20 protein-coding genes and 1 tRNA gene are annotated in these 23,720 nt (G+C 70.4%); 11 read left to right on the top strand and 10 right to left on the bottom strand.

Annotation, left to right across the window (positions count from 1 at the left end; genetic code table 11):
* Positions 1 to 12 precede the first annotated feature (12 nt).
* Complete coding sequence (locus BSL84_RS12310; protein WP_234363452.1) at positions 13 to 903, top strand: DUF6339 family protein; 891 nt, start codon at positions 13 to 15, stop codon at positions 901 to 903.
* Between the two features lie 21 nt (positions 904 to 924).
* On the opposite strand, the gene BSL84_RS12305 is transcribed toward BSL84_RS12310, so the two are convergent.
* The 8 genes from BSL84_RS12305 to BSL84_RS12270 all read right to left on the bottom strand — a co-directional run bounded on the left by BSL84_RS12305 (position 925) and on the right by BSL84_RS12270 (position 11,790).
* Complete coding sequence (locus BSL84_RS12305; RefSeq protein WP_045323552.1) at positions 925 to 2,154, bottom strand: DNA cytosine methyltransferase; 1,230 nt, start codon at positions 2,152 to 2,154, stop codon at positions 925 to 927.
* Between the two features lie 101 nt (positions 2,155 to 2,255).
* Entirely contained in the window at positions 2,256 to 3,242 is a 987-nt protein-coding gene (locus BSL84_RS12300) for a DNA cytosine methyltransferase (RefSeq protein WP_075972063.1), read from the bottom strand.
* 80 nt (positions 3,243 to 3,322) lie between these two features.
* Positions 3,323 to 6,280 (bottom strand): Z1 domain-containing protein, encoded by a 2,958-nt coding sequence (locus tag BSL84_RS12295; protein ID WP_075970346.1) that lies wholly within the window; start codon positions 6,278 to 6,280, stop codon positions 3,323 to 3,325.
* Positions 6,281 to 6,296: 16 nt separating this feature from the next.
* A complete protein-coding gene (locus tag BSL84_RS12290; protein WP_045323554.1) occupies positions 6,297 to 7,277 on the bottom strand; it encodes a PD-(D/E)XK motif protein in 981 nt (326 codons plus the stop codon).
* Positions 7,270 to 8,841, bottom strand: a complete 1,572-nt coding sequence (locus BSL84_RS12285) for an ATP-binding protein (RefSeq protein WP_234363450.1) — start codon at positions 8,839 to 8,841, stop codon at positions 7,270 to 7,272. The genes BSL84_RS12290 and BSL84_RS12285 overlap by 8 nt, the downstream gene beginning before the upstream one ends.
* Complete coding sequence (locus BSL84_RS12280) at positions 8,838 to 10,079, bottom strand: IS701 family transposase (RefSeq protein WP_075970345.1); 1,242 nt, start codon at positions 10,077 to 10,079, stop codon at positions 8,838 to 8,840. The genes BSL84_RS12285 and BSL84_RS12280 overlap by 4 nt, the downstream gene beginning before the upstream one ends.
* 105 nt (positions 10,080 to 10,184) lie before the next feature.
* Positions 10,185 to 10,637: a hypothetical protein gene (locus BSL84_RS12275; RefSeq protein ID WP_075970344.1), complete on the bottom strand. Its 453-nt coding sequence runs from the start codon at positions 10,635 to 10,637 to the stop codon at positions 10,185 to 10,187.
* 157 nt (positions 10,638 to 10,794) lie between these two features.
* Positions 10,795 to 11,790 (bottom strand): SEC-C domain-containing protein, encoded by a 996-nt coding sequence (locus BSL84_RS12270; RefSeq protein WP_075970343.1) that lies wholly within the window; start codon positions 11,788 to 11,790, stop codon positions 10,795 to 10,797.
* Positions 11,791 to 11,846: 56 nt separating this feature from the next.
* Between BSL84_RS12270 and BSL84_RS12265 the strand changes: the two genes are divergently transcribed.
* The 4 genes from BSL84_RS12265 (at position 11,847) to BSL84_RS12250 (ending at position 15,052) form a co-directional block, all read left to right on the top strand.
* Positions 11,847 to 12,653 carry a class E sortase gene (locus BSL84_RS12265; RefSeq protein WP_107484782.1) on the top strand — a complete coding sequence of 269 codons (807 nt, stop codon included), beginning with the start codon at positions 11,847 to 11,849 and terminating at the stop codon, positions 12,651 to 12,653.
* 84 nt (positions 12,654 to 12,737) lie between these two features.
* The gene (locus BSL84_RS12260; protein ID WP_045323557.1) at positions 12,738 to 13,076 is read left to right on the top strand and encodes a DUF6412 domain-containing protein; all 339 of its coding nucleotides are present in this window, start codon (positions 12,738 to 12,740) and stop codon (positions 13,074 to 13,076) included.
* Positions 13,077 to 13,203: 127 nt separating this feature from the next.
* Complete coding sequence (locus BSL84_RS12255; protein ID WP_075970342.1) at positions 13,204 to 13,941, top strand: YidC/Oxa1 family membrane protein insertase; 738 nt, start codon at positions 13,204 to 13,206, stop codon at positions 13,939 to 13,941.
* Positions 13,942 to 14,194: 253 nt separating this feature from the next.
* The gene (locus BSL84_RS12250) at positions 14,195 to 15,052 is read left to right on the top strand and encodes a fumarylacetoacetate hydrolase family protein (RefSeq protein ID WP_075970341.1); all 858 of its coding nucleotides are present in this window, start codon (positions 14,195 to 14,197) and stop codon (positions 15,050 to 15,052) included.
* A gap of 107 nt (positions 15,053 to 15,159) precedes the next feature.
* Here BSL84_RS12250 and BSL84_RS12245 read toward each other — a convergent pair whose 3' ends face one another.
* Complete coding sequence (locus BSL84_RS12245; RefSeq protein WP_030031438.1) at positions 15,160 to 16,275, bottom strand: Gfo/Idh/MocA family oxidoreductase; 1,116 nt, start codon at positions 16,273 to 16,275, stop codon at positions 15,160 to 15,162.
* Between the two features lie 173 nt (positions 16,276 to 16,448).
* On the opposite strand from BSL84_RS12245, the gene BSL84_RS12240 reads away from it, so the two are divergent.
* From BSL84_RS12240 to BSL84_RS12220, 5 genes are all read left to right on the top strand, one after another.
* A complete protein-coding gene (locus BSL84_RS12240; RefSeq protein ID WP_045323561.1) occupies positions 16,449 to 17,636 on the top strand; it encodes an ROK family transcriptional regulator in 1,188 nt (395 codons plus the stop codon).
* Between the two features lie 582 nt (positions 17,637 to 18,218).
* The gene (locus tag BSL84_RS12235; protein WP_075970340.1) at positions 18,219 to 18,983 is read left to right on the top strand and encodes a hypothetical protein; all 765 of its coding nucleotides are present in this window, start codon (positions 18,219 to 18,221) and stop codon (positions 18,981 to 18,983) included.
* 524 nt (positions 18,984 to 19,507) lie between these two features.
* On the top strand, positions 19,508 to 20,287 hold the full coding sequence (locus BSL84_RS12230) for an HAD-IIA family hydrolase (RefSeq protein ID WP_030031404.1): 780 nt from the start codon (positions 19,508 to 19,510) through the stop codon (positions 20,285 to 20,287).
* A 145-nt stretch (positions 20,288 to 20,432) separates the two neighbouring features.
* Positions 20,433 to 21,050, top strand: a complete 618-nt coding sequence (locus BSL84_RS12225) for a hypothetical protein (protein ID WP_075970339.1) — start codon at positions 20,433 to 20,435, stop codon at positions 21,048 to 21,050.
* Positions 21,051 to 21,066: 16 nt separating this feature from the next.
* Positions 21,067 to 21,783, top strand: a complete 717-nt coding sequence (locus BSL84_RS12220; protein WP_045324188.1) for a class F sortase — start codon at positions 21,067 to 21,069, stop codon at positions 21,781 to 21,783.
* 79 nt (positions 21,784 to 21,862) lie between these two features.
* On the opposite strand, the gene BSL84_RS12215 is transcribed toward BSL84_RS12220, so the two are convergent.
* Positions 21,863 to 21,936 (bottom strand) — tRNA-Lys (locus tag BSL84_RS12215).
* 215 nt (positions 21,937 to 22,151) lie between these two features.
* Here BSL84_RS12215 and BSL84_RS12210 point away from each other — a divergent pair.
* On the top strand, positions 22,152 to 23,519 hold the full coding sequence (locus tag BSL84_RS12210) for a peptidoglycan-binding protein (protein WP_075972060.1): 1,368 nt from the start codon (positions 22,152 to 22,154) through the stop codon (positions 23,517 to 23,519).
* Positions 23,520 to 23,720 lie beyond the last annotated feature (201 nt).

The following is a 23,720-nucleotide window of genomic DNA, read 5'->3' as shown; positions in this document are numbered from 1 at the left end:
ACGGATTCAGCGGTGGCCGAGCACATCGGTCGAGCGGTTCAGACCGGGCAGGAGCGGCCGCCGCAGGTGGCGCTGCGGAAGGCGGCCGAGACGTTGGGCGCTGCGCAGCGTTGGCGGACCGAGCCTGTCCGTGTTCTGGTGGACGAGGCGATGCGTCGTTTCGAGGACCGTCGCACGGCCGCGGACGGCTGGTTCGCACCTCGGCTGCACGCCACCTTGCGTATGACGCGGGCGGAGGCCGCCGACGGGCGGCTGTGGAACTTCATCGCCATGGTGGTGGCCCCCGACTACGTCGTCTGGCGGCATCGAGGCTCGGACACGGAGAGCGGACCGGGCGCCGCAACGGCGGCCCGCTTCTGTGGCCCGCACTACACGCAGGCCTTTTCCCGGCTCTGGTGGGCTGCCGAGTTGTTCCGTGACGGACCCGACTATCGCCCCACCGAGACCGCCTGTCGAGTGCAGGACGTGTTGCAGACCACGATGCGACTGGACGTGATCGATCACCGTCCGACTGCACAGGCAATCCTGAAAGTTCTCGAACGGCGACTCGCGGCCGGCGTGCCTCGCGCGGGAGACCAGGCCAACGCGCTCTCCGCTGCGGTGAACGCGGCCGGCAGCACCCTGGTCTACGACGTGCTGGCGCCGGATCGACCGGCCGACACCGATGCGCTGCAGGATTGGATCGACGATGCGGAGGACGCGGCCGCGGCACCTTGGGATCGCCTTCCGGAAGGGCCACAGGATGGCGAGGTGAGCCGCGACTCGATCGAGGCACTGATCCCGATCTTCGAGCAGCTGTTGGCCGAAGCGCCGATCAGGGACCGCTCGGCCCGCAGGGAGAGCGTCCCCGAGCCGAGGCAGCCGGAGGGCGTGAGTCTGCTCAAGCCGTCGGATCACCTCTGACGGGACGGCCCGACGCAGGGGTCAGTTGTGGCGCGCAAGAAATGTGTGGATGGCCTCGGCCAGAGCCCTGCCGAGACCCACGGGTACGGCGTTGCCGATCTGTCGAGCGATCTCGATCTTGGTTCCGTGCCACTTGAACGTCTCGGGGAACCCCTGGATGAGAGCGGCTTCGTAGTGAGTGATCGGCCGGTTCTCGGTCGGGTGCAGGTAGCGCCCCTTCTCGGGCTTGTAGAACTCCGTCCGAATGGTCACCGAAGGAGCGTTTTTCCGCATGCGGCCCATGACATCGCCGGATCCGGAATCGTGCTTGTCCCAACTCGCTGTGGAAAGATAGAACTCCTGCCCCTTCAGCCGGCCGTAGTCCTTCTCGGTGGAGAGGCGAATCCGGCCTGCCCGGTCGAGGCGATAGCTGACCCCGCGAAGGTCCTTCCGGTTTCCGTTCTCGGGAATGGCCATGTACCGAGCGCGGGAAAGGTTCTCCGGATTTCGGCCGAAATGGAGATCCGTCGTGAGGTAGTGCCCGGGAACGGAGCACGTCGAAAGCCCGTCGTCACGCGGATCGGGCATGCGCTCCGACAGCGGACGCTTGGCGGAGATGTCGAAGACCTTGGAAACCGGAACCCAGCGCGGCAGACCCTGACTGCCGGCAAGCGCGTTGAACAGGACGTCCTGGGTGCCGTCCTGCTCGTAGCCGTTCTTGGCATGCGTCGGTGCCGGGTGCCGCAGCGGCTCGGCGAAGTCCTTGTGGGTACAGATGACGATCACACGCCGTCGGGCCTGTGGTACTCCGTAGTCGGCGGCGTTCAGCACGGCCGGCACCACCGTGTAGTCGTGCAGCGGGTGCCCTGGGGTCTCGGAAGCCGAGAGGAGTTCCGCGTACTGCGCGGATTTCAGGAAACGGTCGACGTTCTCGATGACGAACACCTTGGGGTGGACCTTGGCCACCACCCGCACGTACTCCTGCCAGAGCTCGTTGCGCGGGTCCGTCGGATCCTCCTTGCCGAGTCCGGAGAAGCCCTGACATGGCGGCCCACCCATGATCACGTCGACCTGTCCCTTGAAGGGAGTGGGGTCGAAGTGCGCGATGTCCCCGGCGAAGACATGTGAACCGCCGAAGTTGGCGGCGTACGTCGCCGCCGCGGCCCGGTCGAACTCGACGGCGGCGATCGAGGTGAACGGGTTGGTCGCCCCCTCAGGGGTGTAGCGACTGAACCCGGAGGAAAAGCCCCCAGCCCCGGCGAACAGATCCATGACGCGAATCTGCCCAGGTTGAGACGGCTGAGGCTGCTTTCTGGTCATGGGGGTCAAGTGTAGTCACCGCGTCGCAGGCCCATGGCGCCCTTCCCCGACCCTCAGGATCGCAGCGCGGCAGCGATGGCCGTGCCCAATGCTCGTGCGACGGGCGGCGGTGAGGCATGGCCCACCTGCCGGTACATCGCCGTCTTGCGACCCTCCATCCGCCACGAGGGCGGGAACCCCTGGAGCAACGCGGCCTGGGGCACGGTCAGGGGCATCATCCCCGCCCGACCGAGTTTCGGATCCCAGTGGAAGTCGGCGCCCGGAACGGCGTCCGCCACTGTCCCTCCGTCCACTCCCATGCGGGCCCACGCCTTTTTGGATCCCGTCGGTCCAAGGTCCGCGCCACCACGCTCCCATGAACCGCCGACGAGCGTGGGAGCAGGTTGATCGGCCTGCGCCGCCCACTTGTGCGCCCCGGCCCAGCCGCCGGCGGCCATCGATTCCGACAACGCCTCGCCTACGGTGACGTGTGCATCGGTCGTGGGACTCGGTTGGACGAAGGCCTCCAGCCCGTCGCCCTTGAAGGCAACCAGAATCCCCTGGCGGCGCGTTTGAGGAACACCGAAATCCGCCGCATTCACGACGAACCAGGTGTGCCGATATCCAAGGTGCGCCAGTTCGTCCGCGACGTAGGAGCGAATCGCCTCGTAGTCGGGCTTCGTCACCAGGTCGGGCACGTTCTCCACGAGCAGCGCCCTGGGCTGCACACCGTGAAGAAGCAGCATCGTGGCACGGAGCAGTTCGATTTCGGCCTCGCTGTCCCGGCGCGCCACGGTGGCGGTGGCCTTTACTCGCGGCAAGCCGGCCGACAGCAGATCCACGTCGTATGTCTCGGTGTGCTCGGAAGGGTCGAAATCGAGGAGGTTCTTTTCGAGGACCCTCCAGCCGGGTCGGTTGGCACGCAGGGTTCGGCATGCGACGTCGCGATTGTCGAGCAGGAGGACAGGGTCGAACCCGGCCTGCTCAAGTCCCAGGGCCAGTCCGCCGGCGCCCGAGCAGATGTCCAGGGACCGAAGCCGCCCCGTCGTGCCTGTGTTCATGCCGCCCCCGAAATCGCTGAGTGCGAGGAGGCGGTGACACGGGTGGACCCGTCTCACCGCCTAGCCGACCTAGTCGGAGATCACGTCCTGTCGATCTCCGTCACGTCGATGATCGCATTGGGCTTGGAAGAGATCGTCGTGAATCGGACGACCTGACCGTTGGCGCTGTGGGCGGAAGCGGGTGCCACGAAGGCGAACGCCATGACGAGTTTGTCCGAATCGATGTGGCCGGACGCGTCGATGGAGCCCTGATACGCCGTCTCCAGGACCGGGTACAGAACGATCGCCCCACGGCGTTCGGCCACCAGCTCCTCTGTGGGACCGTCCCCCGAGGTCTCCAGGGCGCCGGCGATCCGGTGGGCAACCCCGCGGTGCTTCTTGTCGCTGATGGCACCGAAGAGGGGCCCTCGGTCCGCACGGCGGTCTCGGGAGAACCACGAGTACTGGCGCCCCGCCGAGCCGAGGGCGACGGTTTTACCGGCCGAGACCGAGGCGTGCTGGGGGGCGAGCACGACCCAGTCGTCCACCTTGCCCGCCTCGGTGATCTCCGAGATGTACCGGAGGTGGGGAGGGAATTGCTCTGCCACCTCCCACCGCAGTCCGCAGAGCGTGTCCAGGACGGTGGCTGCCGGGAAGATGCCCGTCAACGCGTTGAAGCGGTGGACGACGCCCTTCTCCCGGAAGTGGTATCCGTACGTGCGGGCCTCTGATCCGAGGGCGTCGAGGTACGGAAGCCAGAGCTCGGTGTTGCGCCGAAGGTGCTCGCTCTTCTGCGGGTAGGCGGTGGGCTCCTCCCAGCGGCCGGCAGACCGTACGAGTTCCAGTCGGGCGTTGTACATCTTGTTCGGGCTGGTCGGTTTCAGCCACGGCAGGTGTTGCGAGACCAACGGGGGGATCTGCGCGGGCGTGATCTGTGGCCGACCGTCCACCATCACGGAATACCGTTGCAGCTCCGAGCGGAATGCCTCCTCGTCGAGGCAGATGGCCTGGAATGCGTCGTACAGGTCAACCTCGGCGCGCCCGATGGTTTCCCTGCGGCCGAGGAAGAGGCGCACCAGATCCCGGTAGCCCTTGCGGAAGCCGAACCAACGTCCCATCTGCATGAGCGTGGATGCGTTTCCGGCCCTGCGGCGGAAGAACGAAACGGTCAGCCCCTCGACCGTGAAGCCTCGGGCCAGCTTCTGGCCGCCGATGAGGATCTTCCAGATCGGGCGCTTGTCGAAGTCAGCCTCGCCCGTTTCCAGGTCCCTGTCGCCGTTCACGACGATGATCGGTTGCCCGTCACCCCCGATACGGACGCTCGCCGGTCCGACGAAGCGCATCAACTCGTCGTAGGAGGCGGGAACGGCCTGTCCTTCGGCCCGCACCTTCGACACCGGGGCGACATCGCTGTCGAAGAGTCTGCGCAGTCTCGCGTGTCCACTGGGACCGGTGTATCCGGCGTCGTGCCACAGCTTCAGAACGCGGTCGTGCAGCTCACGGTGGACTCCGGTGCGTACCGACTCGTGGACGAGCATCGTGTGGTGCTCGAAGTAGCCGTCACCGAGGCCACCCACCTCTTCCCTGTACAACTTCATGGCGGCCGTCAGCACGAACATGTCCATGGCCTGTCGAAGACAGGTGTCGTCCTCGGCGTCGTCGAGGATGTCGCGGACGTGAGCCATCTCGTTGGAGTTGGCGACGGTGCGCTCGTGCTCCTCCACCTCGGTGTCCAGGTCGTGGAAGTCACGTGCCCCCATGTATCCCTCCGGGCGAGGCAGGGAGATGAGGAAGTCCTTCGGGAAGATGTCCTCCGTGTCGCTCGGGTCGACGAAGACGTTGGCGAAGGGTGTCGCCGTGTAACCCACGTATTGGGCGCGAGGCAACATGTTCAGGAGCTTCGAGATCTGCTCGTTGATCGCACTGCGCTGGACGTCCGGCTTCGACGTGTTGACCGAGGCCTCGTCCGACTCGTCGTCGATGATCAGTACGGGGATCTCTGCCAGCGGAGTCTTGATCTTCCCCAGGTCCTTGACGAGCTTGGCCAGCACCGTCTTGTTCTTCTTCACCACCATCAGGCGTGCCGACGAGCGGTGCAGGTTCTCCAGGTCGTACAGCGGAAGGGCCGGTTCCCGCTTCTCGAATTCCAGGGCCGTGATGCCCTGTAGAAGACTCTTGTAGTCGTCGTCCCGTGTGGTCATCCGAACGATGTCGAACGCCCCCAGTGCAGAGGGAAGGCTGCCGAAGGACACGAACTTTCCGGCCGCCCAGGCCGGGTCGTCGGCGTAGTCGGACTCCGTCTCGTCGGCCCCACGCAAGATGTTCTCCCGCCCGACGAGCTCCATGTCCAGGCGCCGCTGGGTCTGGGCTCGCAGCATGTTGAGCGTTCCCCCGAGAACGATCACCAGCCGATAGCCCGCGTCCACGGCCTTGGCCATGACGCCCGTGAAGTTCGCGGTCTTCCCGGACTGCACGTAGCCGACGACAAGCCCCTTGGACTGGTACACCGCAGGATCGGTCGGATCGGCCAGCCGCTCGACCACCTGGTCGGTTGCCACGTCCAACGCGGCCACGGCGTCGGCCGGCCACCCCTTGGCGGTGAGGAGATTGCGATACGCGGGCCAGTAGTGCGGGCGGCTGAGCTGGGACTGAGGCGTGTACCAGGGCTTGTGTTCCGGACTGATCACCACGGAGGACGCCGCTTTCGACACGGGAATCAACCCGTCGAGCAGCGCCCGGGTGGCCTCTTCGAGCTTCAACAGATCGTGGATCGCGGCCCTGCGCTCGCTCGTGCGCGCAGGAGTGCCGGTCCAGGCCGGCTGATCGGCGTAGTCCCAGCGCGTGAGCTGTTTCCGCCAGAGCTCGACCAGCTGATGCGTCGAGCGGGCGCCCTTCAGCGCCATCTGAAAATCGGACTCGTAGGCACATGCAGCGGCCTCCGGGGCCATGTCCTCGGCCTGGTAGGCCAGGGCACGAGCCAGGCTCTTCGGCTTGCTGCCGTCAAGGTCGGAAAGCACGGCACTGTGCAACGCGATCCGAAGGGTTTCGATGCTTGTCAATTCAGATCCTCGTCGGTCACGGAAGACGGAAGTCGGTGAGGTCGACCGGCGAGCCGGGTGCCGAGCTCAGATGGGTTACGTCCATGCCATAGTCGATCGACGAGACGTGCTCCCTGACGGAGTGCGGAATCATCGACTCGGTCAGTCTCGGCAGGTGTTCGGCCGGAACGAGCAAGGGGTCTGCGCGCAGAGCCCAGCGTTCGTCGTCCGGGTCGCTCTCGCTCCACCCGCTCGACGCCAGGGCGGTCTCCAGCCTCATCGAAGCGATGCGGTCCGCAGCGTGGGCGTCCCGGACCACCGATGTCACCGAATCGCGCAGTGACCGGCCGCCGAGGCCGCCTCGCGTCAGCTGGAGAGAGGCGAACCACAAGGGGCGGCCGGAGCTCTCCGTGAGCTGGTGTATGCCGTGAATGGTGTGGGTTCGCCGTTCCGCGGTAGTTGTCTTCACTTCGAGATCGGACTCGGGCAACCCGAAGTCGTGCTGTTCCGCCTTGGGTCCGGTCCACGCATCGATTGCCTGGGCCCAGCCGTGGGAGCGGGCCACAGCACGCAACACCGCGAGTTCACCATGCAGCCCGATGCGGCGCTCCACGCCGAGCCCGCGCGGCTGGTCGAGCAGCCGGCCCCAGGCGTGCACCGTCTCGTCGAAAGCCTGCCCGAGGTCGCGTTCACCGGTGACGATGCGGTCGGCGACGGCGATGAGCAGGTCATGGAAGTCACGCATCAACGCCACCTGTGTGGTGTGGATGCGTGCCATCCGCCTTCCGTCACGATGCACCTGGTCAATGGTCACAGCGGGCAGTGACGAGCGGGGTGGCTGCTGGTGGCGGGCCAGCTCCACCTGGAGTGAGATGTGCTGCCCGCCGTCGCCGATCTCGTACCAGACCGCGTGTTCGGATGCCGGTGCGGAAAGCAGGTAGCTGGCTGCCTGTCGTTCCCCGAGGTAGTGCTCTACGGTCGACCAGGGGAGTTCCGGGCAGCCGCCTGCGTCAGTCATCGTCGCCCATGCGTTCCAGTTCCGTGCGTGCAGCGGCCACGAGGATCGACTGCCACAGCTGCAGGTTGTCCTTTTCCCGGCTCCCGCTGTACTCCTTCTCGAATACCTGGTGGAGGAGGAGGTACAGGAGGGCCTTCAACGTGGGGGCGTCGTTGAGGCCACCACGTCTTCCACCGAGAATCGCCGACCGATAATGGTGGTTCAGGACGATGGTTCGGTTGTCCCTGTCGACATCGAAGAACAAGCTGTTGTCCAACGACTGCCACCGGATGGCAATGGGCTCCTCACCCGGCAGGAGGGGCAGCTCGTCCTCGATCGCCTCTCGCACCGCGGGGTCGAAACCCTTGCCCGGCCCTATGACGGCCTTCCTGGTCGTTCCGGCCCGTTTGCGTGCCTCGCGGTACACGGACTCGGCGTCGGCGACGTAGTCGAGGAAGCGCCGCCCCTCGGCGTCTCGCGCCTCCTCCAGAGCGGAGACGAACTCGGGAGAGACTTCCACGCCCTCCTTCTTCACCGTCAGTCGGAATACGTCGCTGCCATGTGGCGGAATGTCGATGACGATGCGGGAAAGCGAGAGGTGCTGATCCGGCTGGCGGAAATTGTTCCAGCCGCCGGCCTGTACGAGACGGTTGTTTCGGTAGAAGTAGAAGCCCTGGCGGTCGAGGACGGAGCCGACCGCCTTGTAGCCGTCCAAGGTCGACTTGGGAGGCCAAACGTGGGCGTCGAGAGACACGGGGAGGGTCGAAGCGAGGTCCACGGTGAAACGCCGTGGATAGTCGGCGTGGCCCGGAACCGGATATCCGAACGGGTCGAGAGGCTCGACGCCGAAGTTCATGTACTCGGTTCCGGTGTTCACGTCCTCCACCGCGATCGTGATGTTGAAGTCGTCCCTGGCGAGGAACCTGTGCAGATACAGGCCGAGCTGCAGACCGAGGCGGTTGATGGTCCGGTGCAGGTAGCGGTCGGTCTGGCCGCCTCCGCCGTTCCGGGGGAAATTCTTCACCCCGTCCCAGCGGATGACCGTTCCCTGCCACGTGATCGGCCGCTGGGCATACCGGTCGATCAAGGTCTGCGCATAGTCGGCAGCCACGATGTCACACTGGTATCCGTTGACCGCCCGCTCCATCAGCCAGCGTCGACCCACGGCCCTGGTCCTGCGCGTCTTGCTCACGACGGTCACCGCCGACGCATGACTGAGTGACGCGGACTTCAACCCGGTGCCGAACATCCCCAGGGCCTCCGACGCGTAGTCGCGGCGCCCCCCGACGGTCATGGCGACATCGAGTTCCTCGTCGGTCATTCCCTTCCCGTCGTCGATGACGAGCAGGCTGACGAGCCGGTCCTCGTCGCGCAGGAAGTGGATCACCACGTCCCGGGCCCCGGCGTCGATGGAGTTGTCGACGAGGTCGGCGATGGCGACCTCGAACCCGTACCCCTGGCTGCTGAGGGCCTCCATGTACCGGGCGTCGGGAGGAAGGTGCTTGCTGCCAGTGGTGGGAACTTCGAACTGCCAGTCGTCGCTCATGGCCTGCCTAGTACTGCAGCCGTAGATCGTGATCTTCATGGCTGTGCCGTCGCTTGCCGGCGGTAGTGAGAGGTGCGGGCACGGGCTTGGTGTCGGCGTCGCCACTGCGACCAGTGGAGCCGGTGCGCGAGGGCGTGGACCGGGTTGATCAACGCGGCGAACAGGTGTTGGATCTCGTTGCCGGTCAAGGGGATCAGTCCGTCGGGGCCTGGATGGTCGCGGCGCTCGGCGGCTGCGGTGACGGCGAGGAAGGCGTGGGCGAGCATGGTGAGGGTGACCCAGCGGTGCCAGGAGGTCCAGCGGCGGACCTGGTGTTCGTCCAGGCCGGTCAGGCCCTTGCTGGCTTGGAAGGTCTCCTCCACCGTCCAGCGCCGCCCGGCCACGCGGACCAGCTCGGACAGCGGCACCGGGCGGGGTGAGAAGCAGCGGTAGAAAGCGAGTTCGCCGCTTCGCCGGTTGCGGCGGACCAGCAGCCACCAGTGCCCGGGACGCCCCGCCGGACCAGTGATATCGAGCTGGGCCCACTCGTAGTACCGCTCGCCTTTCGCGCCCGCGCCGGCGGACAGCCGCTGCCAGGCCCTCTTCGGGATCCGCGCGACCAGCGCCTTCGCCGGGAACCTGCCGGCGTGTGTGGCGACTCGGTGGGTGCTGGAGACAGCCAGCACGTAGCCGATCGGGCGGGATTCCAGCGCGGCTCGAAGGTGCGGGTTGTCGCCATAGACCTCGTCGCCCGCGACCCAGCGGGCGGGCGTGCCCGCGTCCAGCGCCCGAAGGATCATCTGGGCGGCCAACTGGGGCTTGGTCGCGAAGGCCAGGCCGTCGGGGATGCCAACCGCCCGGCACCGGTCGCGGTCATCGGTCCACGAGCGCGGCACGTACAGGGACCGGTCGATCGCGGCGTGCCCGCTCGCTGCGGAGTAGACCAGGTAGACGGCGACCTGGGCGTTCTCGATCCGCCCGGCTGTACCGGTGTACTGGCGCTGCACGCCGACCGTCGCGGTGCCCTTCTTCAGGTCTCCGGTCTCGTCGACCACGAGCACCGCCTCGCTGTCGCGCAGGTGCTCGACCACGTAAGTACATACGTCGTCGCGGACCGCGTCGGCGTCCCACTTCGCGCGGTGCAGCAGGTGCTGCATGCCGTCCGGGCTGGCGTCGCCGGCGTGCTCGGCCAGGGTCCAGCAGTTCTTCCGCGGCAGATCCGACAGCAGCCCGAGGGCCAACTGGCGCACCCGGCGGCGGGGTTCAACCCTGGAGAACCGGCCTGCTATTCGGCTCATCAGACCCTCGAATGCTTCCTGCCATCGGGCAGGCACTAAGTTGGCGTCCGAGGCCGCCGCTTGATCATTGGATGTCGACACAACACCTAATGATCCATGGCGGCCTCACCTGCTCGGACGCCACCGGAACCAGTAGTCGACGCCCCCGACCCGGTAGCGAGCGCCACCGTCGAATCGCAGCTCGCCCACCAGCTGCCGCGCATCGTCCGGCACCTGACGGTGCGACGCCAGCAGCGAGGCGAGTTCGTCGTAGCGGGCGTCGATCCCGCCGTGACCCGGATGCCTCTCCGGCCCGACGGCTCCAGCTTCACGACGCTGGTTCCACCTGGCAAAGATCGCCCACTGCTCGCGCTCCAGAGCCACCGCAGTATCGGCCGCGAGCCACACGCGATACGCGTCGGCCTCGTCGGCGTGGTCGTAGTCATAGCCCTGAAAGTAGTGCGGCGTGCCGTCGACGTCGGCAAGGCCGGCACGGGGTCCGTCGTACCACTCCAACTCGGCGTACACACGCTCGAAGCCGTCCGCGGTCAGCTGCTGTTCGTCCCAGGTCTCAGCCACTTGCGCAGGCTACCGGCGAGCGGCCTCCGCATCCATGATCACGATCTACGGCTGGAGTACTAGAGGGATCGTCGAATCGGGGACGAGCCTAATCCGCGACTGTCCCCTGTGGCAGGTCCGGGTACGTCCGACCGGGAGTGCATCTCCGAAGCGCCCGCTACCCCCCGTGGCACTCCGCGTACGGCTTGCCCGAGGTGCACCAGCAGGGGGAGGTGGGGGTGGGGGGCCAGGGGGTGGCCTTGCCGCGGGCGGCGAGGGTCGTGGCGTACTCGGGCAGGAGGCTGGGGGAGGCCGGGGAGGTCTTCTCGGAGGCCGCGAACGCCTCGTACGAGGGGACGCTCGCCGTCACGATGCCGAGGTTGGTGGTGCCCGAGGCGGCGAGGGCGCGCAGGGAGGTTTCGATGTCGCGCAGGTGGGCCTCGTGCGAGGCGTACTCCGAGCCGAGCGTCGGGTAGCTGGTCAGGAGCTCGGACAGTTCGCGCTGCGGCCAGTGGAGGATGGCCACCGGGAACGGACGGGACAGGGCCGCTCGGCGGTCGCCCAGTTCCGCCCGCAGGCGGGCGATCTCGGCGCGCAGCTCGGCCGGGTCGTCGGAGCCCAGCGCCCAGATGCGCTTGGGGTCGTGGAGCTCGTCGAGGGGGATGGGGCCGATGTGGCGGGTGTCGGCGACCATGTCCCAGTCGTCGTGGGGGCGCCCGAGGAGGCGGCGTACCCGGTGGCGGCCCGTCAGGAGGGCGGTGGTGGCCGGGGTGAGCGGGGTCGAGTCCGCGATCAGGAGAGTGGCGGCCTGGGTGAAGCAGTCCTCCGCGTCTTCCAACTCGTCGTGCGCCTCAAGCGCTTCCGCGATGACCTCCCACGGCGCGGGGTCCGCGGGGGACGCGGCGCGGATGCCGGAGATGAGGGCGCGGGCCTCGGGCTCGTGGCCGTACTCCCAGAGGTTCGCCGCCTGGAGGGCCTTGATCAGGTGGGGGTCGGCGGGGGAAGAGGACAGGAGTCGGTCGTAGAGGGCGCTCGCCCGGTCCCGCTCGTCGGCCAGTTCGAGGTGGGCCGCGGCCTGGAGGAGCAAGGGCTCCTGGTCCTCGGGGTAGCGGGTCGCCGTGCGGATGAGGCGCTCGGCTTCGGCGATGTGCTCGGCAGGCGTGTCGGGGCGCATGGTTCACACCGTACTGCCGCTGGTCAGTTGACGGGGGAGGTCTTAAGGTGCGGCCCGTGCGGGATCACATACGCGTGGTGGTTCAGGGCCGTGGCCGGGGGGCGCGGCGGGCCGGTCTGGTCGGGGTCCTGTGGGCGGGCGCCGAGCTGACCGTCACCGTGGGTGTGGTGGTGTTGTTGCTGGTGGTGCACCAGGTGTGGTGGACCAACCGGCAGGCCGCGGCCGCGGCGCAGGATCAGGTCCGGGCACTGGAGCGGGCCTGGGGGGACCACCCGCCGGACTCGGGGCCGCCACCTTCCGGGCCGCCCCCTCAGCCCCCCGATCCGCCCCTTCCGCCCCCTCTGTCTCCTCCGTCCCGTCCGTCTCCGGCCGTGTCGGAGCCTTCTCCGACACGGTCCGCCGGCGAGTCGTCGGCGGTACGGGAGGGGGCGGCGTACGCCGTACTGCGCATTCCGCGTCTCGGCCTGGCCGTGCCCGTCGCGCAGGGCGTCGACAGGCGGACGGTCCTCGACAAGGGTTACGCGGGGCAGTACCCGGGGACGGCCGGGCCGGGGGCGGAGGGGAACTTCGCGCTGGCCGGGCACCGCAACACGCACGGCGAGCCTTTCCGGTACATCAACCGGTTGCGGGCGGGCGACGAGCTGATCGTCGACATGCGGGGGCGCAGGTACACGTACGTGGTGGGCAGGACCCTGGGCGAGACGACGGAGCGGGACACCGGGGTGATCGCGCCGGTGCCGCGGAGTGTCGTGAAGCCGGGGTACGGGTACAGCGAGCCCGGCGCGTACATCACGCTGACGACCTGTACGCCCGAGTACAGCTCGAAGTACCGCCTGGTGGTCTGGGGGACCCTCAGGTCCTGATCCCACGACCGTTGTCGGTGGGCCCGGTTACCATCGATCGGGAACAGGGTTTCGAGAACACGGGGCGGGGAGGGGGTGGTTCGTATGGACAGGCTGCTGCGATGGCCCGTCTGGACCGCTCGGGTTCTCTCTGTGCTGCTGCCGCTCCTGGTGCTGGTCGGGGGAGCCCTCGGTCTGTTCGCCGGGGAGGGCGGGCTGGGCGCCGTGGTGGTGGCCCTCGCGGCGAGCGTCGCCGCCGTCTCCGTGGGCGCAGAGGCCCTGGCCGCAGCCGCACGGCTCGTACGGCCCGTGCCGCCGCACCGAATACGCACCGCGATCCGTGATCGCGAGCAGCGCACGGCGTTCCTGCCGCAGCGTGATCCCGATGCCTCGGGTCGGTCGCGGCCCAGGGCGCCCGGCCGTCTCGTCCCGACGGCCGCGTAGGGGCGCGCAGTAACGCGCAGCAATACCTCTTGCCTTCTGCTGACCGATCACTGTTGTCGCCCCTCGCGGGTCGTCACGCCGAAATGCACCTCTTTCGACGTTCGACGAGACCCCTCGGAGGGCCCACGTGTCCGTTTTCACCCATCTTGTTGTCGAGCTGGGCCGGCTTTTGGAGCCGGCGCTGGCCGAGTCCGCGACCGCTGCCGCGATCGTGCTGTTCACCGTGTTCGTACGGCTCGCCCTGCACCCGCTGAGCAGGGCCGCCTTCCGTGGGGCGACGCCGGCGGCCGGCTGTCTGCCGCTGCTGCTGCAACTGCCGGTGTTCTTCCTCATGTACCAGGCGTTCACATCGGGGGGTGAGCTGCTGAGCCACCGGCTCTTCGCGGCGCCGCTCGGGTCCCGGTGGACGGAGGCGCTGGGGGAGGGCGGCCCGTTCGGGGCGCAGGGGCTGGTGTTCCTGGCGCTGTTCGGGGCGATCGCGGTGGTGGCCGCCTGGAGTGCGGTGCGTGGGCGCCGGTCGGCGGCCGCGGCCGCGGTCGCCGCCGCGGCCGCGCAGACCGGCGCTGCCGGCGCGGCTTCCGCTGCCTCTGCTCGGAAGAGGAAGCAGGCGGCCGAGGGCGCGGCAGTGCCGGAGCTGAGCGCCGAGCAGCAGGAGGCCATGCGCAAGCTGGGCGGGGTACTGCCCCTGCTGTCCTTCGGGACGCTGATCACCGCCGCCGTGGTGCCGCTGGCCGCTGGGCTCTACCTGCTCACCACCACCGCTTGGTCGGTGGCCGAGCGGGCCTGGCTGGAGCACCGCAGGACGCGCGCCGCCGAGCGGGCGGCCGAGCGGGCGGTCGAGCGGGCCTCGGAGGGCGCTGCCTAGGAGGGCGTGCGCCGTGCCCCTGCGTCCGCGTCCTGCGACGTGCGCCGTGCGACGTGCGCCGTGCGGGGCGGGCGCAGGGCGGGGTGTGGTGACGGTGGCCGGGCGATGGAGGGGTACGTTCCAGTCTGTGAACAGGGTCTTGCGGATTGGGTGGACTTCTTGGAGGATCAGCCAATCCTCCGATGGCCGCAACCCATCGTCCGGCCCGGGGCATGCCCATGGGCCGACCACCCACGACCACGGGAGAATGCCCATGAAGCTGCTGCGTGTCGGACCGGTCGGGTCGGAGCGCCCCGCGCTGCTCGACCAGGACGGGACCCTGCGGGATCTGTCCGGCCTGGTCACGGATGTGGACGGCGCGCTGCTCGCCGACGCTTCCGTGCTGTCCCGGGTGCGGGACGCGGCCGAGTCGGGCGAGCTTCCCGTCCTGGACGCCGAGGGGCTGCGGATCGGCGCGCCGGTCGGCCGCATCGGCAAGATCGTGGGTATCGGCCTGAACTACTTCGGGCACGCCGCGGAGATCGGCGCGGAGCCGCCGGCCGAGCCGATCCTCTTCCTGAAGGCCGCGGACACGGCCGTCGGCCCAGACGACACCGTCCTGATCCCGCGCGGCAGCGTGAAGACCGACTGGGAGGCCGAACTCGGCGTCGTCATCGGCAGCACCGCCCGCTACCTGGACTCCGCGGAGCAGGGCCTGGCCCACGTCGGCGGCTATCTGCTGGTCAACGACGTCTCCGAGCGCGAGTTCCAGATCGAGCGCGGCGGCACCTGGGACAAGGGCAAGAACTGCGAGACCTTCACCCCGCTCGGCCCGTGGCTGGTCACCGCCGACGAGATCCCGGACCCGCAGGTCCTGGATGTGAAGCTGTGGGTCAACGGCGAGCTCAAGCAGGACGGCAACACCTCTGACCAGATCTTCCCGGTCGGTGAGGTCGTCCGGTACCTGAGCCGCTTCATGACCCTGTACCCGGGCGACGTCATCGTCACCGGCACTCCGGCCGGTGTGGCGATGGGCCGGCCGGAGCCGAAGCCGTACCTGCGGGCCGGTGACGTCGTGGAGCTGCAGATCGACGGGCTGGGCCGGCAGCGCCAGGAGTTCAAGGGCGCGTAGCCGGAGCCGGAGGCCGCGTGGAGCGGGGACGTGGAACGGGTTGGGCAGCGGGGTGGCGAGTCACGACTGTCCCGCCCGTCCACCCGTCCACCCGTACGCCCCGGGCTTTACGCGATCCCGGGCTCCGTGCTGACGGAAAGCTCGACCGCCACCCCTTCCTGGGACGACATGCGGGCCGCCTCCAGTACGTCGAGGCAGCGAGCCGCCTCGTGCGCCGTGACCGGGGCCGGCCCGCCCGTGCGCAGGGCGGCCGCGACCGCCGCGTAGTACGCCGGGTAGTCGCCCAGCTCGGTCGGTACGGGGGCTCCGCCGCCGGTCAGCGGGGACTCGCCCGAGCCCACCCGCCCCCACAGGTGCGGGGGTTCCTCGCCCCAGGGCAGCCGCCCGTCCGGCCGCAGGCCCTCGCGCAGGGCGCCCTCCTGCGGGTCCAGGCCGTACTTGACGTAGCCGGCCCGCGAGCCGAGCACGCGGAAGCGCGGCCCGAGCTGGGCGCTGGTCGCGCTGACGTAGAGGTGGGAGCGGATGCCGTTGGCGTGGGTGAGCGCGATGAAGGTGTCGTCGTCGGTCTCGGCGCCGGGGCGGCGCGTATCGGTCTCGGCGTAGACGCGTACGGCCGGGCCGAACAGTACGAGCGCCTGGTCGACGACGTGACTGCCGAGGTCGTACAGCAGGCCGCCGATCTCCTCCGGGGCGCCCGACTCGCGCCAGCCACCCTTCAGCTGCGGGCGCCAGCGCTCGAAGCGGGACTCGAAGCGCTGGATCTCGCCGAGTTCGTCGTCGGCGATGAGGCGGCGCAGGGTGAGGAAGTCGTTGTCCCAGCGGCGGTTCTGGAAGACGGAGAGGAAGGTTCCGCGCTGGTCCGCCAGTGCGGCGAGCGCCCGGGCCTCGGCCGCGGTGGCGGCGAGCGGCTTGTCCACGACCACCGGGATGCCCGCTTCGAGGGCGGTGGTGGCGAGCGGGACGTGCGTCTTGTTGGGCGAGGCGACGACGACGAGGTCGAGGTCGCGCTGCCACAGCTCCTCGGCGGTGGCGGCGGTGTGCACGTCGGGGAACTCGGCGCGGGCCTGGGCCTGCCGTGCCGGGTCGGAGGTGACGACCGTGTCGAGTGCGAGTCCGTCCGTGGCGGCCACGAGGGGGGCGTGGAACACGGAACCGGCGAGTCCGTAGCCGATGACGCCGACGCGAAGTGGTGAGGTGGGGGCGGAGGGGGCGGGGGTGCTCATGAGGACCACTTTGGCAACAGCGTTGTCGAAGTGCAAGGAGGGTGGACAATGGGCTGGTGGACAGCGGTAGCAGGAGCAGCGGGCACGGCGGGCACGGCGGGCACGGTCGCGTTGGTCATGGCGGTCACGGCGGGCACCGCGGCCACAGGGATGCGCACGGCCGGCGCGGCGGGGTGAACCTGCCCGCGCTGCGAGGCCACAACGACGCGCTGGTGCTGGAGTTGCTGCGCGGTGCCGGACCGGCCGGCCTGGGTCGCACGGAACTCGCCGCCCGTACGGGACTCACCCGGCAGGCCGTCAGCAAGATCACGGCACGGCTCGGTGCGGACGGCCTGGTGGCGGAGGCGGGCCGCGCCGCGTCCACCGGCGGCAAGCCGCGCACCCTGATCAGGCTGCTGCCCGACGCGCGGCACGCGGTCGGCGTGCACCTGGACCGCGACGCGCTCAGGGCGGTACGGGTGGACCTGGCGGGCCGCGTCGTCGCCGAGAGCGGTGGCCCGCTCGACTTCGCGGACGGACCGGAGGCGGCGGTGGAGGCGGTCGTACGAGCGGTCGCGCGGGTCGGGGTCTCGGTCGGAACGCCGCTCGTGCGCGTCGGCGTGGCCGCGCCGGGCCCGCTCGACCACCGGGCCGGGGTGATGGGGCGGGTGACGGGGTTCCCGAGCTGGAAGGGCTTCCCGTTGAAGGCGGTGCTGGAGGGACGGCTGGGGCTTCCGGTGCTGCTGGACAAGGACACGAACGCCGGTGCGGCCGCGGCGGCCGGGGCGTGGCTCCGGGCGAGGTGGCCGGGTGCGGATGCGGGTGCCGGGGGCGGCTTGGATGGGGGCGTGGATGCGGATGCGGATGCGGAGTTGGACGCCGGGTTCGGGTTCGGGGTCGGGGCGGATGCGGGTGCCGATGTCCTGATCGGGGGTGGGCCCCGTACCTGTGTGTACCTGCACGTCGGGACCGGGCTCGGCGCGGGGCTGTGGCTGGGTGGCGAGGTGTACCGGGGTGCACGCTCGGCGGCGGGGGAGTTCGGCCATCAGGTGCTTCTGCTGGACGGGCCGGCGTGCCGGTGCGGGGCGCGGGGCTGCGTGGAAGTGCTGTGCCTGGAGGCGGTGGCCCGAGGCGACCTTCCCGGGGCGGCGCGGATCGTGGGCGAGGCCGCCGCCAACCTGGTCGCGCTGCTGGATGTGGACCGTGTGCTGCTCGGCGGGCGGGTGGTGGCGGCTGCGCCGGATGTTTTCGTGGCCGGTGTCGGAGCCGTTCTCGCGGCCCGCGCGCTGGATCCCGCCCGGCCGGTGGTCGCCCTGGCGGGGGCCGGGGTGGCGGAAGGCGCGGCGGAGCTGGCGCTCGCGCCGCTGTTCGGGCGCGGATAGGGCTGCGGCGGGCCGGCCCAGGGTCCGTCTTCGGGTGCGGCGTCGTTGCGGGGGCGCTGCCCCCGTGCGCCCCCGCGCCTCAAACGCCGGCGGGGCTGGATGTGCGGCGTCGTTGCGGGGGCGCTGCCCCCGTGCCCCCGCGCCTCAAACGCCGGCGGGGCTGGTGGTGGGCGGGGCCGGATGCCTGGCGGAGCCGCGCTGTGCGGTGGGCTGGGGTGAGGCTGTGCGCGGGTGCGAGTGCGAGTGCGGCGACGTTGGGGGGCGCTGCCCCCGGGCCCCCGCGCCTCAAACGCCGGCGGGGCTGTGTTCGGCTTCGTTGCGGGGGCGCTGCCCCCGGGCCCCCGCGCCTCAAACGCCGGCGGGGCTGGATGTGCGCGGTGCTGGATGCGTGGCGAGGCGGTCCGCGGGGTGGTTGTGGGGGACGGGGTGGGGTTGACGCGTGGGCTGATCGGGCGTAAACCGGGATGACTCAGGCGTGGTGCGCGGTGAGGGCTCGCGCGTGGGTGACAGGGTGCGGGCAGGCCGGGGTGATAGTCACCTCGTCCGATGATCGTCCTGTCCGGCGAGCAGCGAAGGTCTTCCATGCGACTGCGCAAAGCCCTTGCCCTCACCGCCTTCCTCTCCGCCGCCCTGGCCGCCACCACCGTGTCCCCCGCCGGTGCGGACATCGGCACCGGCGGCGGTGCGCGCCCCGCTCCCGCGCTGCCGTCCCGAGTCCAGGCCACCTGCGGGGACGGCAAGGGGTCCGCGTTCCCCATCGGGGCGCGCATCCGCGGTGGCCCGGCCGTGTACCGCACCGGCGGCGATCCACAGACCTGGTTCCTGGACCTGACCAACACCACCAGCTCCGAGTGCACGGCCATCCACCCCGTCGTCGTCCTCACCGACAAGGCGCGCGCCCTGCGCCCGGCACATGTGCGGATGGAGTTCGAGGCACCCGGCGGCACCCTGCCCGCGGGGCTGGAGCGCAGCGACCGCGACGAGATCATCGCCGTCTTCGACGGCGGCGACGCATTCCCCGGCTTCACCGTGGGGCCCGGCGGCACCCGGACCGTCAAGGTTTCCCTCGCCTTCGCCCCCGACGCCCCCACCGGCGAGGTCGTCGCGGACGCCGCGCTGGTCCAGCGCAAGGGCGACGACGGGGACTGGATCGGCGAGGCGGGCGGCTACCGCTTCTCCGTCGAGGAGTCCGAAGATTCCGTCGCGGGCGGCTCCCTTGCCCACACCGGTTTCCGGGAGTGGGTGTACGGCGCGGGGGCCGCAGCCGCCCTCGCCGCCGGCGGCGGTCTCCTGCTCGGTGCCCGTCGGCTCCGCCTCGGCACCCGTACCGCCTCGCGCGGCCGCTGACCTCGGCCCCCGCCCAGGCGCTCCACCGTCCGCATACCTCCATCGCGACTCCGGCCCGGACCACTCAAGAGTGCGGGGATTCCGGCCGGTTCCGTCCGTGACGAGGTCAACTGGCCGACGTGGCCCAGACCCCGTCCCCGTCCGCGTCCCCGTCCGCGACAGCGACAGCGACCGTGACTGCCCGGTGCGCATGGACTGGATGGCTTCAGCAGCCCCGCCCGCCGGACGGCCCTCCGCAACTCCGGTGCGTACGGAGGCGGTTCCGTCGAATAGGCGGGCTGGACCCGATGGGTGGGCCCGACGCCTGCTCCCGGGACGCCGTCGCGCCGTCGCCGATGCCCGCTGCTCCAGTTCCGGACCGCGGGCCCGGAAACACCAGCGCAGCCGCGCCCTCGCCCCAGCAGCGGCCGGAGTCCGGGCCGTGGACGGCCCTGCCGTCCGGAGCCCCGCCCGGATAGGGTGGGGGACAGGTGGTACAGACCAGCAGTCGAGGTCGCGGGTCAGCGAGAGCGGAGAGCAGTCCAGTGGCAGAGCGCAAGCCGATCGAATCGTGGCTCACCGACATGGACGGGGTCCTCATCCACGAGGGCACTCCGATCCCCGGCGCCGACGCCTTCATCAAGCGGCTGCGCGAGTCCGGCAAGCCCTTCCTGGTGCTGACCAACAACTCCATCTACACCCCCCGCGACCTCCAGGCCCGCCTGTCCCGCATGGGCCTGGACGTCCCCGTCGAGAACATCTGGACCTCCGCCCTGGCCACGGCGAAGTTCCTCGACGACCAGCGCCCGGGCGGCACGGCGTACGTCATCGGCGAAGCCGGTCTGACCACCGCCCTGCACGACATCGGCTACATCCTCACCGACCACGAGCCCGACTACGTGGTGCTCGGCGAGACCCGCACGTACAGCTTCGAGGCCATGACCAAGGCCGTCCGCCTGATCAACGACGGCGCCCGCTTCATCTGCACCAACCCCGACGAGACCGGCCCCTCCACCGAGGGCCCGCTCCCGGCCACCGGCGCGGTCGCCGCGCTGATCACCAAGGCGACCGGCAAGCAGCCGTACTTCGCGGGCAAGCCGAACCCGCTCATGATGCGGACCGGGCTCAACGCCATCGGCGCGCACTCGGAGACCAGTGCGATGATCGGCGACCGGATGGACACCGACGTGCTGGCGGGCCTGGAGGCGGGCATGCAGACCTTCCTCGTCCTGACGGGCCTGACCACCGAGCAGGACACCGAGAGGTTCCCCTACCGCCCGACGAAGACGGTCGCCTCGATCGCCGATCTGGTCGACCTGGTCTGACCCGGCAGCCCCGGCACCCCTCGCACCCCGGGCCGTACGGCCGTACGGGCGTAGCGCGTTTGGGGCGTACGGCTGACACGTACGGCGCCGCTCCGGATGCGGAGCGGCACAGCGCGCGTGAATCTCCTTGTCGAGGAGGTTCACCATGCGCAGTGTTCCGATCGCTGTCCGCACCGCCGCCGTGGCCGCCGCCCTGGCGGCGTTCTCCGCGGTGGCCGCACCCACCGCCCTCGCGGGCGAGGAGGACCGCGGAGCCCGCGGAGACCGCGGCAGCATCGCCGTCGACCCGAGCCCGGCCCACCCCGGAGCGCAGGTCAAGCTGCGTGTCCAGGGATGCAACGGCAACCGCGGAGCGGCCAAGTCCGCCGTTTTCGTGGCCGACGCCGACCTCTACGGCCGGGACGGCGGGCGCCACAGCCCGCTCTACGGCGACGCGATGATCAGCTCGCACGCCTCCCCCGGCTGGCACGCCGTACGGGTGTACTGCGACGGCGACGAGAAGTTCACCGGCTCGGTCCAGGTTTCCGCGCACCGGCACCCCTCCCACCACGCCTCGCCGATCTGGCCGGTCCACGCGGGCGGCGGCGGCATGGCGGACCGCCCGGCGCAGGCTCCCGGCCTGGTCACCGCGGCGAAGAAGGAACAGGGGCACGACGGCCCGGGAACGCCGCACACGGTGATCGGCGCCGTGCTCGCCGCTGTGGCCACCCTGGCCGTCGCCGGCCGCGCGCTGACCCTGCGCCGCCGTCGCAGCGGCGAGTGAGGGGTACGGGCGTCACGTGAGCGACTGGCGTACGGGGGCGGAAGCGTGGGCGGGGACGGGGGCGGGGGCGGACGAGGCCAAGGCCAGGGGATCCGCCGGGGGCCGGCTGCTGACCTTCGCGGCCTGGTCGGTCCTGGTGCTGGGCCTGTGGCTGTGGGGCCGTGAGCTCACCCTGGTGCCGGCCCCGCTCTCCGGGCAGGCCGGCGGGGCGGTGGGCGCGGGGCTGCCTGCCGCGCACGCTCCCGTCGCCGGGTCCCTGCCGCAGCGCGTCGACGTGCCGTCCATAGGCATCCAGGCCCCGGTGGTGTCCCGGGGCCTGGACAAGGACGGCGCGATCGATCCGCCGCCGTACGACAGCCCGGGCACGGTGGGCTGGTGGGGCCAGGGCGTGCAGCCGGGGGCGGCGGGGACGGCGCTGATGGTGGGGCACGTGGACACACGGTCCAAGCCGGCGGTCTTCTACGGCCTCAGCTCGGCGCAGGCGGGTGACAAGGTCCGCGTGGTGCGGGCGGACGGTTCCGTCGCCGAGTTCACGATCGAGGACGTACGGGTCTACGAACGCACGGCCTTCGACGCGCACAAGGCATACGGCCCGAGGGTCGCGGGGCGCGCGGAGCTGCGCCTGGTGACCTGCGGCGGCACCTACGACAAGGCGGCCAAGGAGTACACGGCGAACGTGGTGGTCTCCGCCTACCTGACCGGCGTGGGAGTCCGCGCGGGGACGGCGGCCTGAGGACCGGGCCGGTCGCGGGTACGGGAGCTGAACGAAGAAGCCCCTCACAGCTTTCGCTGTGAGGGGCTTCCTCCGTCTGTGCGCCGCCAGGGACTCGAACCCCGGACCCGCTGATTAAGAGTCAGCTGCTCTAACCAACTGAGCTAGCGGCGCTTGCTGACAGGGAAAACTCTACCCCACCCCTGCGGGTGCTCGTGACCAGCCACGCCCGCCTTGTCCGATTAACCCATGTTTGAGGGTTTTATCGTGCACGATATGTCTGCGCCGACCGCATCTGATCCCTTATCAGGTGTGGGCTCGGCCGACCACTGGAACCGCAGGGGAGTGGACGGAACCGCATGACGATGCAGCCCCCGACGCATGTGCAGATGCCGATGCCCGCTTTCGAGGAGTACGAGCCCGAGGGCGACTGCGTGTGCCGGGGATGCGCCCAGCGCCGCCGTGCCCTCGCCCGGGCCCGCGCCATACCGCTCCGGGACGGGGGGCATCCCGCCGCGCGCGGGGCACGGCGGGCGCTGGTCCTCGCCACCGCCGCCGGCGTGGTCCTCGGCGGTGGCGGCGGCACGGCGGTCGCCCTGAGCGCACCGGCCGCCGGGCCGGTGACCCTCGACGACCCCGGCAGCCCGCAGGGCGGCCGCACCCCCCTGCACGGCCCGAAGGGCAAGCCGGGGAACCCCGGAGCCCCGGGCCGGCCGGGCGCCGTGAAGCGCATCGACCGTACGACGATCATCAACCGGGCGAAGCTGTGGCTGGACGCGCAGGTCCCGTACAGCATGTCCGAGTACTGGACGGACGGCTACCGGCAGGACTGCTCCGGCTACGTCTCCATGGCCTGGAACCTCGGCTCGAACGAGTGGACCGGCAGCCTCGACAAGTTCGCCACCAAGATCACCAAGGACGAGCTGCTGCCGGGGGACATGCTGCTCTTCCACAACCCGGCGAACCCCAACAACGGCTCCCACGTGGTCCTCTTCGGCGGCTGGGTGGACCAGACGCGCACGCACTACGTCGCCTACGAGCAGACGCGGCCCACGACGCGGAAGCTGGCCACGCCCTACGGGTACTGGGCCAACGCGTCGAAGTACGTCCCGTACCGGTTCAACGGCGTGACGGGCGGCATCGTCCCGCAGGTCCCGGGCGCCGTCCCTGCCCCCGCGCCCGTCCCCGAACCGCCGGCGGCCGGACCGAAGCCGGGCGACCCGGCCAGGACCTTCCCCGGAGCGGACAAGTTCGCCGCGGGAGCCACCAACGACCACGTGGCGCAGCTGGGCCGGATGCTGATCGAGCGCGGCGCGTACCGCTTCTACCCCAAGGGGGTGGCCGACCGGACGTGGAGCGACCACGACCAGCGTGCCACCCAGGCCTTCCAGCGCGCGCAGGGCTGGACGGGCGCCGACGCCGACGGCGTCCCGGGCGCGCACACCTGGCGCCTGCTCGTCGAGAAGCAGGGCAGGAACATCCCGCCGACGGTGGGCGCAGCGCCCGGACCGGGCGGCGTACGGGCCTACCCGGGGGCCGCGGTGTTCCGCCCGGGCCGGTCCCACCCTGCCGTCGAGGCCCTCGGCCGGCAGCTGGTGAAGAAGGGCTTCGGCAAGTACTACACGTCCGGCCCGGGCGCCCGCTGGGGCGAGACGGACCGCCGCAACGTCGAGGCCTTCCAGCGCGCGCAGGGCTGGCGCGGCGCCGCGGCCAACGGCTACCCGGGCCCGGAAACCTGGCGCCGGCTGTTCGCATGACGGAGGTAACGATGTTCCCCACGCGCACCACCTCGACGACGGGCACCCTCCACGTCCCGGCCGCCGCCGCGACAGCCCCCACCACCTTCGGCTGGGCGACGGCCGCCCCCCTTTCGGCACCGCCGAAGCGGCAGCCGAAGCCGTCGCCCGGCGCGGCGGAGACCCCGACCGGGCCCGCCCGCCCCACCGCCCCGGCGAGGG

The sequence above is a fragment of the Streptomyces sp. TN58 genome (assembly GCF_001941845.1).
Lineage (GTDB): Bacteria > Actinomycetota > Actinomycetes > Streptomycetales > Streptomycetaceae > Streptomyces.
This window is presented reverse-complemented; position numbering and strand designations above follow the sequence as displayed.

Excerpts from the sequence above, each read along its gene's own strand:
- BSL84_RS12305 (WP_045323552.1), bottom strand. The coding sequence starts at position 2,154 with ATGGATCTGTTCGCCGGGGCTGGGGGCTTTTCCTCCGGGTTCAGTCGC.
- BSL84_RS12300 (WP_075972063.1), bottom strand. The coding sequence starts at position 3,242 with ATGAACACAGGCACGACGGGGCGGCTTCGGTCCCTGGACATCTGCTCG.
- BSL84_RS12290 (WP_045323554.1), bottom strand. The coding sequence starts at position 7,277 with ATGACTGACGCAGGCGGCTGCCCGGAACTCCCCTGGTCGACCGTAGAG.
- BSL84_RS12285 (WP_234363450.1), bottom strand. The coding sequence starts at position 8,841 with ATGAAGATCACGATCTACGGCTGCAGTACTAGGCAGGCCATGAGCGAC.
- BSL84_RS12280 (WP_075970345.1), bottom strand. The coding sequence starts at position 10,079 with ATGAGCCGAATAGCAGGCCGGTTCTCCAGGGTTGAACCCCGCCGCCGG.
- BSL84_RS12270 (WP_075970343.1), bottom strand. The coding sequence starts at position 11,790 with ATGCGCCCCGACACGCCTGCCGAGCACATCGCCGAAGCCGAGCGCCTC.
- BSL84_RS12260 (WP_045323557.1), top strand. The coding sequence starts at position 12,738 with ATGGACAGGCTGCTGCGATGGCCCGTCTGGACCGCTCGGGTTCTCTCT.
- BSL84_RS12250 (WP_075970341.1), top strand. The coding sequence starts at position 14,195 with ATGAAGCTGCTGCGTGTCGGACCGGTCGGGTCGGAGCGCCCCGCGCTG.
- BSL84_RS12245 (WP_030031438.1), bottom strand. The coding sequence starts at position 16,275 with ATGAGCACCCCCGCCCCCTCCGCCCCCACCTCACCACTTCGCGTCGGC.
- BSL84_RS12235 (WP_075970340.1), top strand. The coding sequence starts at position 18,219 with ATGCGACTGCGCAAAGCCCTTGCCCTCACCGCCTTCCTCTCCGCCGCC.
- BSL84_RS12225 (WP_075970339.1), top strand. The coding sequence starts at position 20,433 with ATGCGCAGTGTTCCGATCGCTGTCCGCACCGCCGCCGTGGCCGCCGCC.
- BSL84_RS12210 (WP_075972060.1), top strand. The coding sequence starts at position 22,152 with ATGCCGATGCCCGCTTTCGAGGAGTACGAGCCCGAGGGCGACTGCGTG.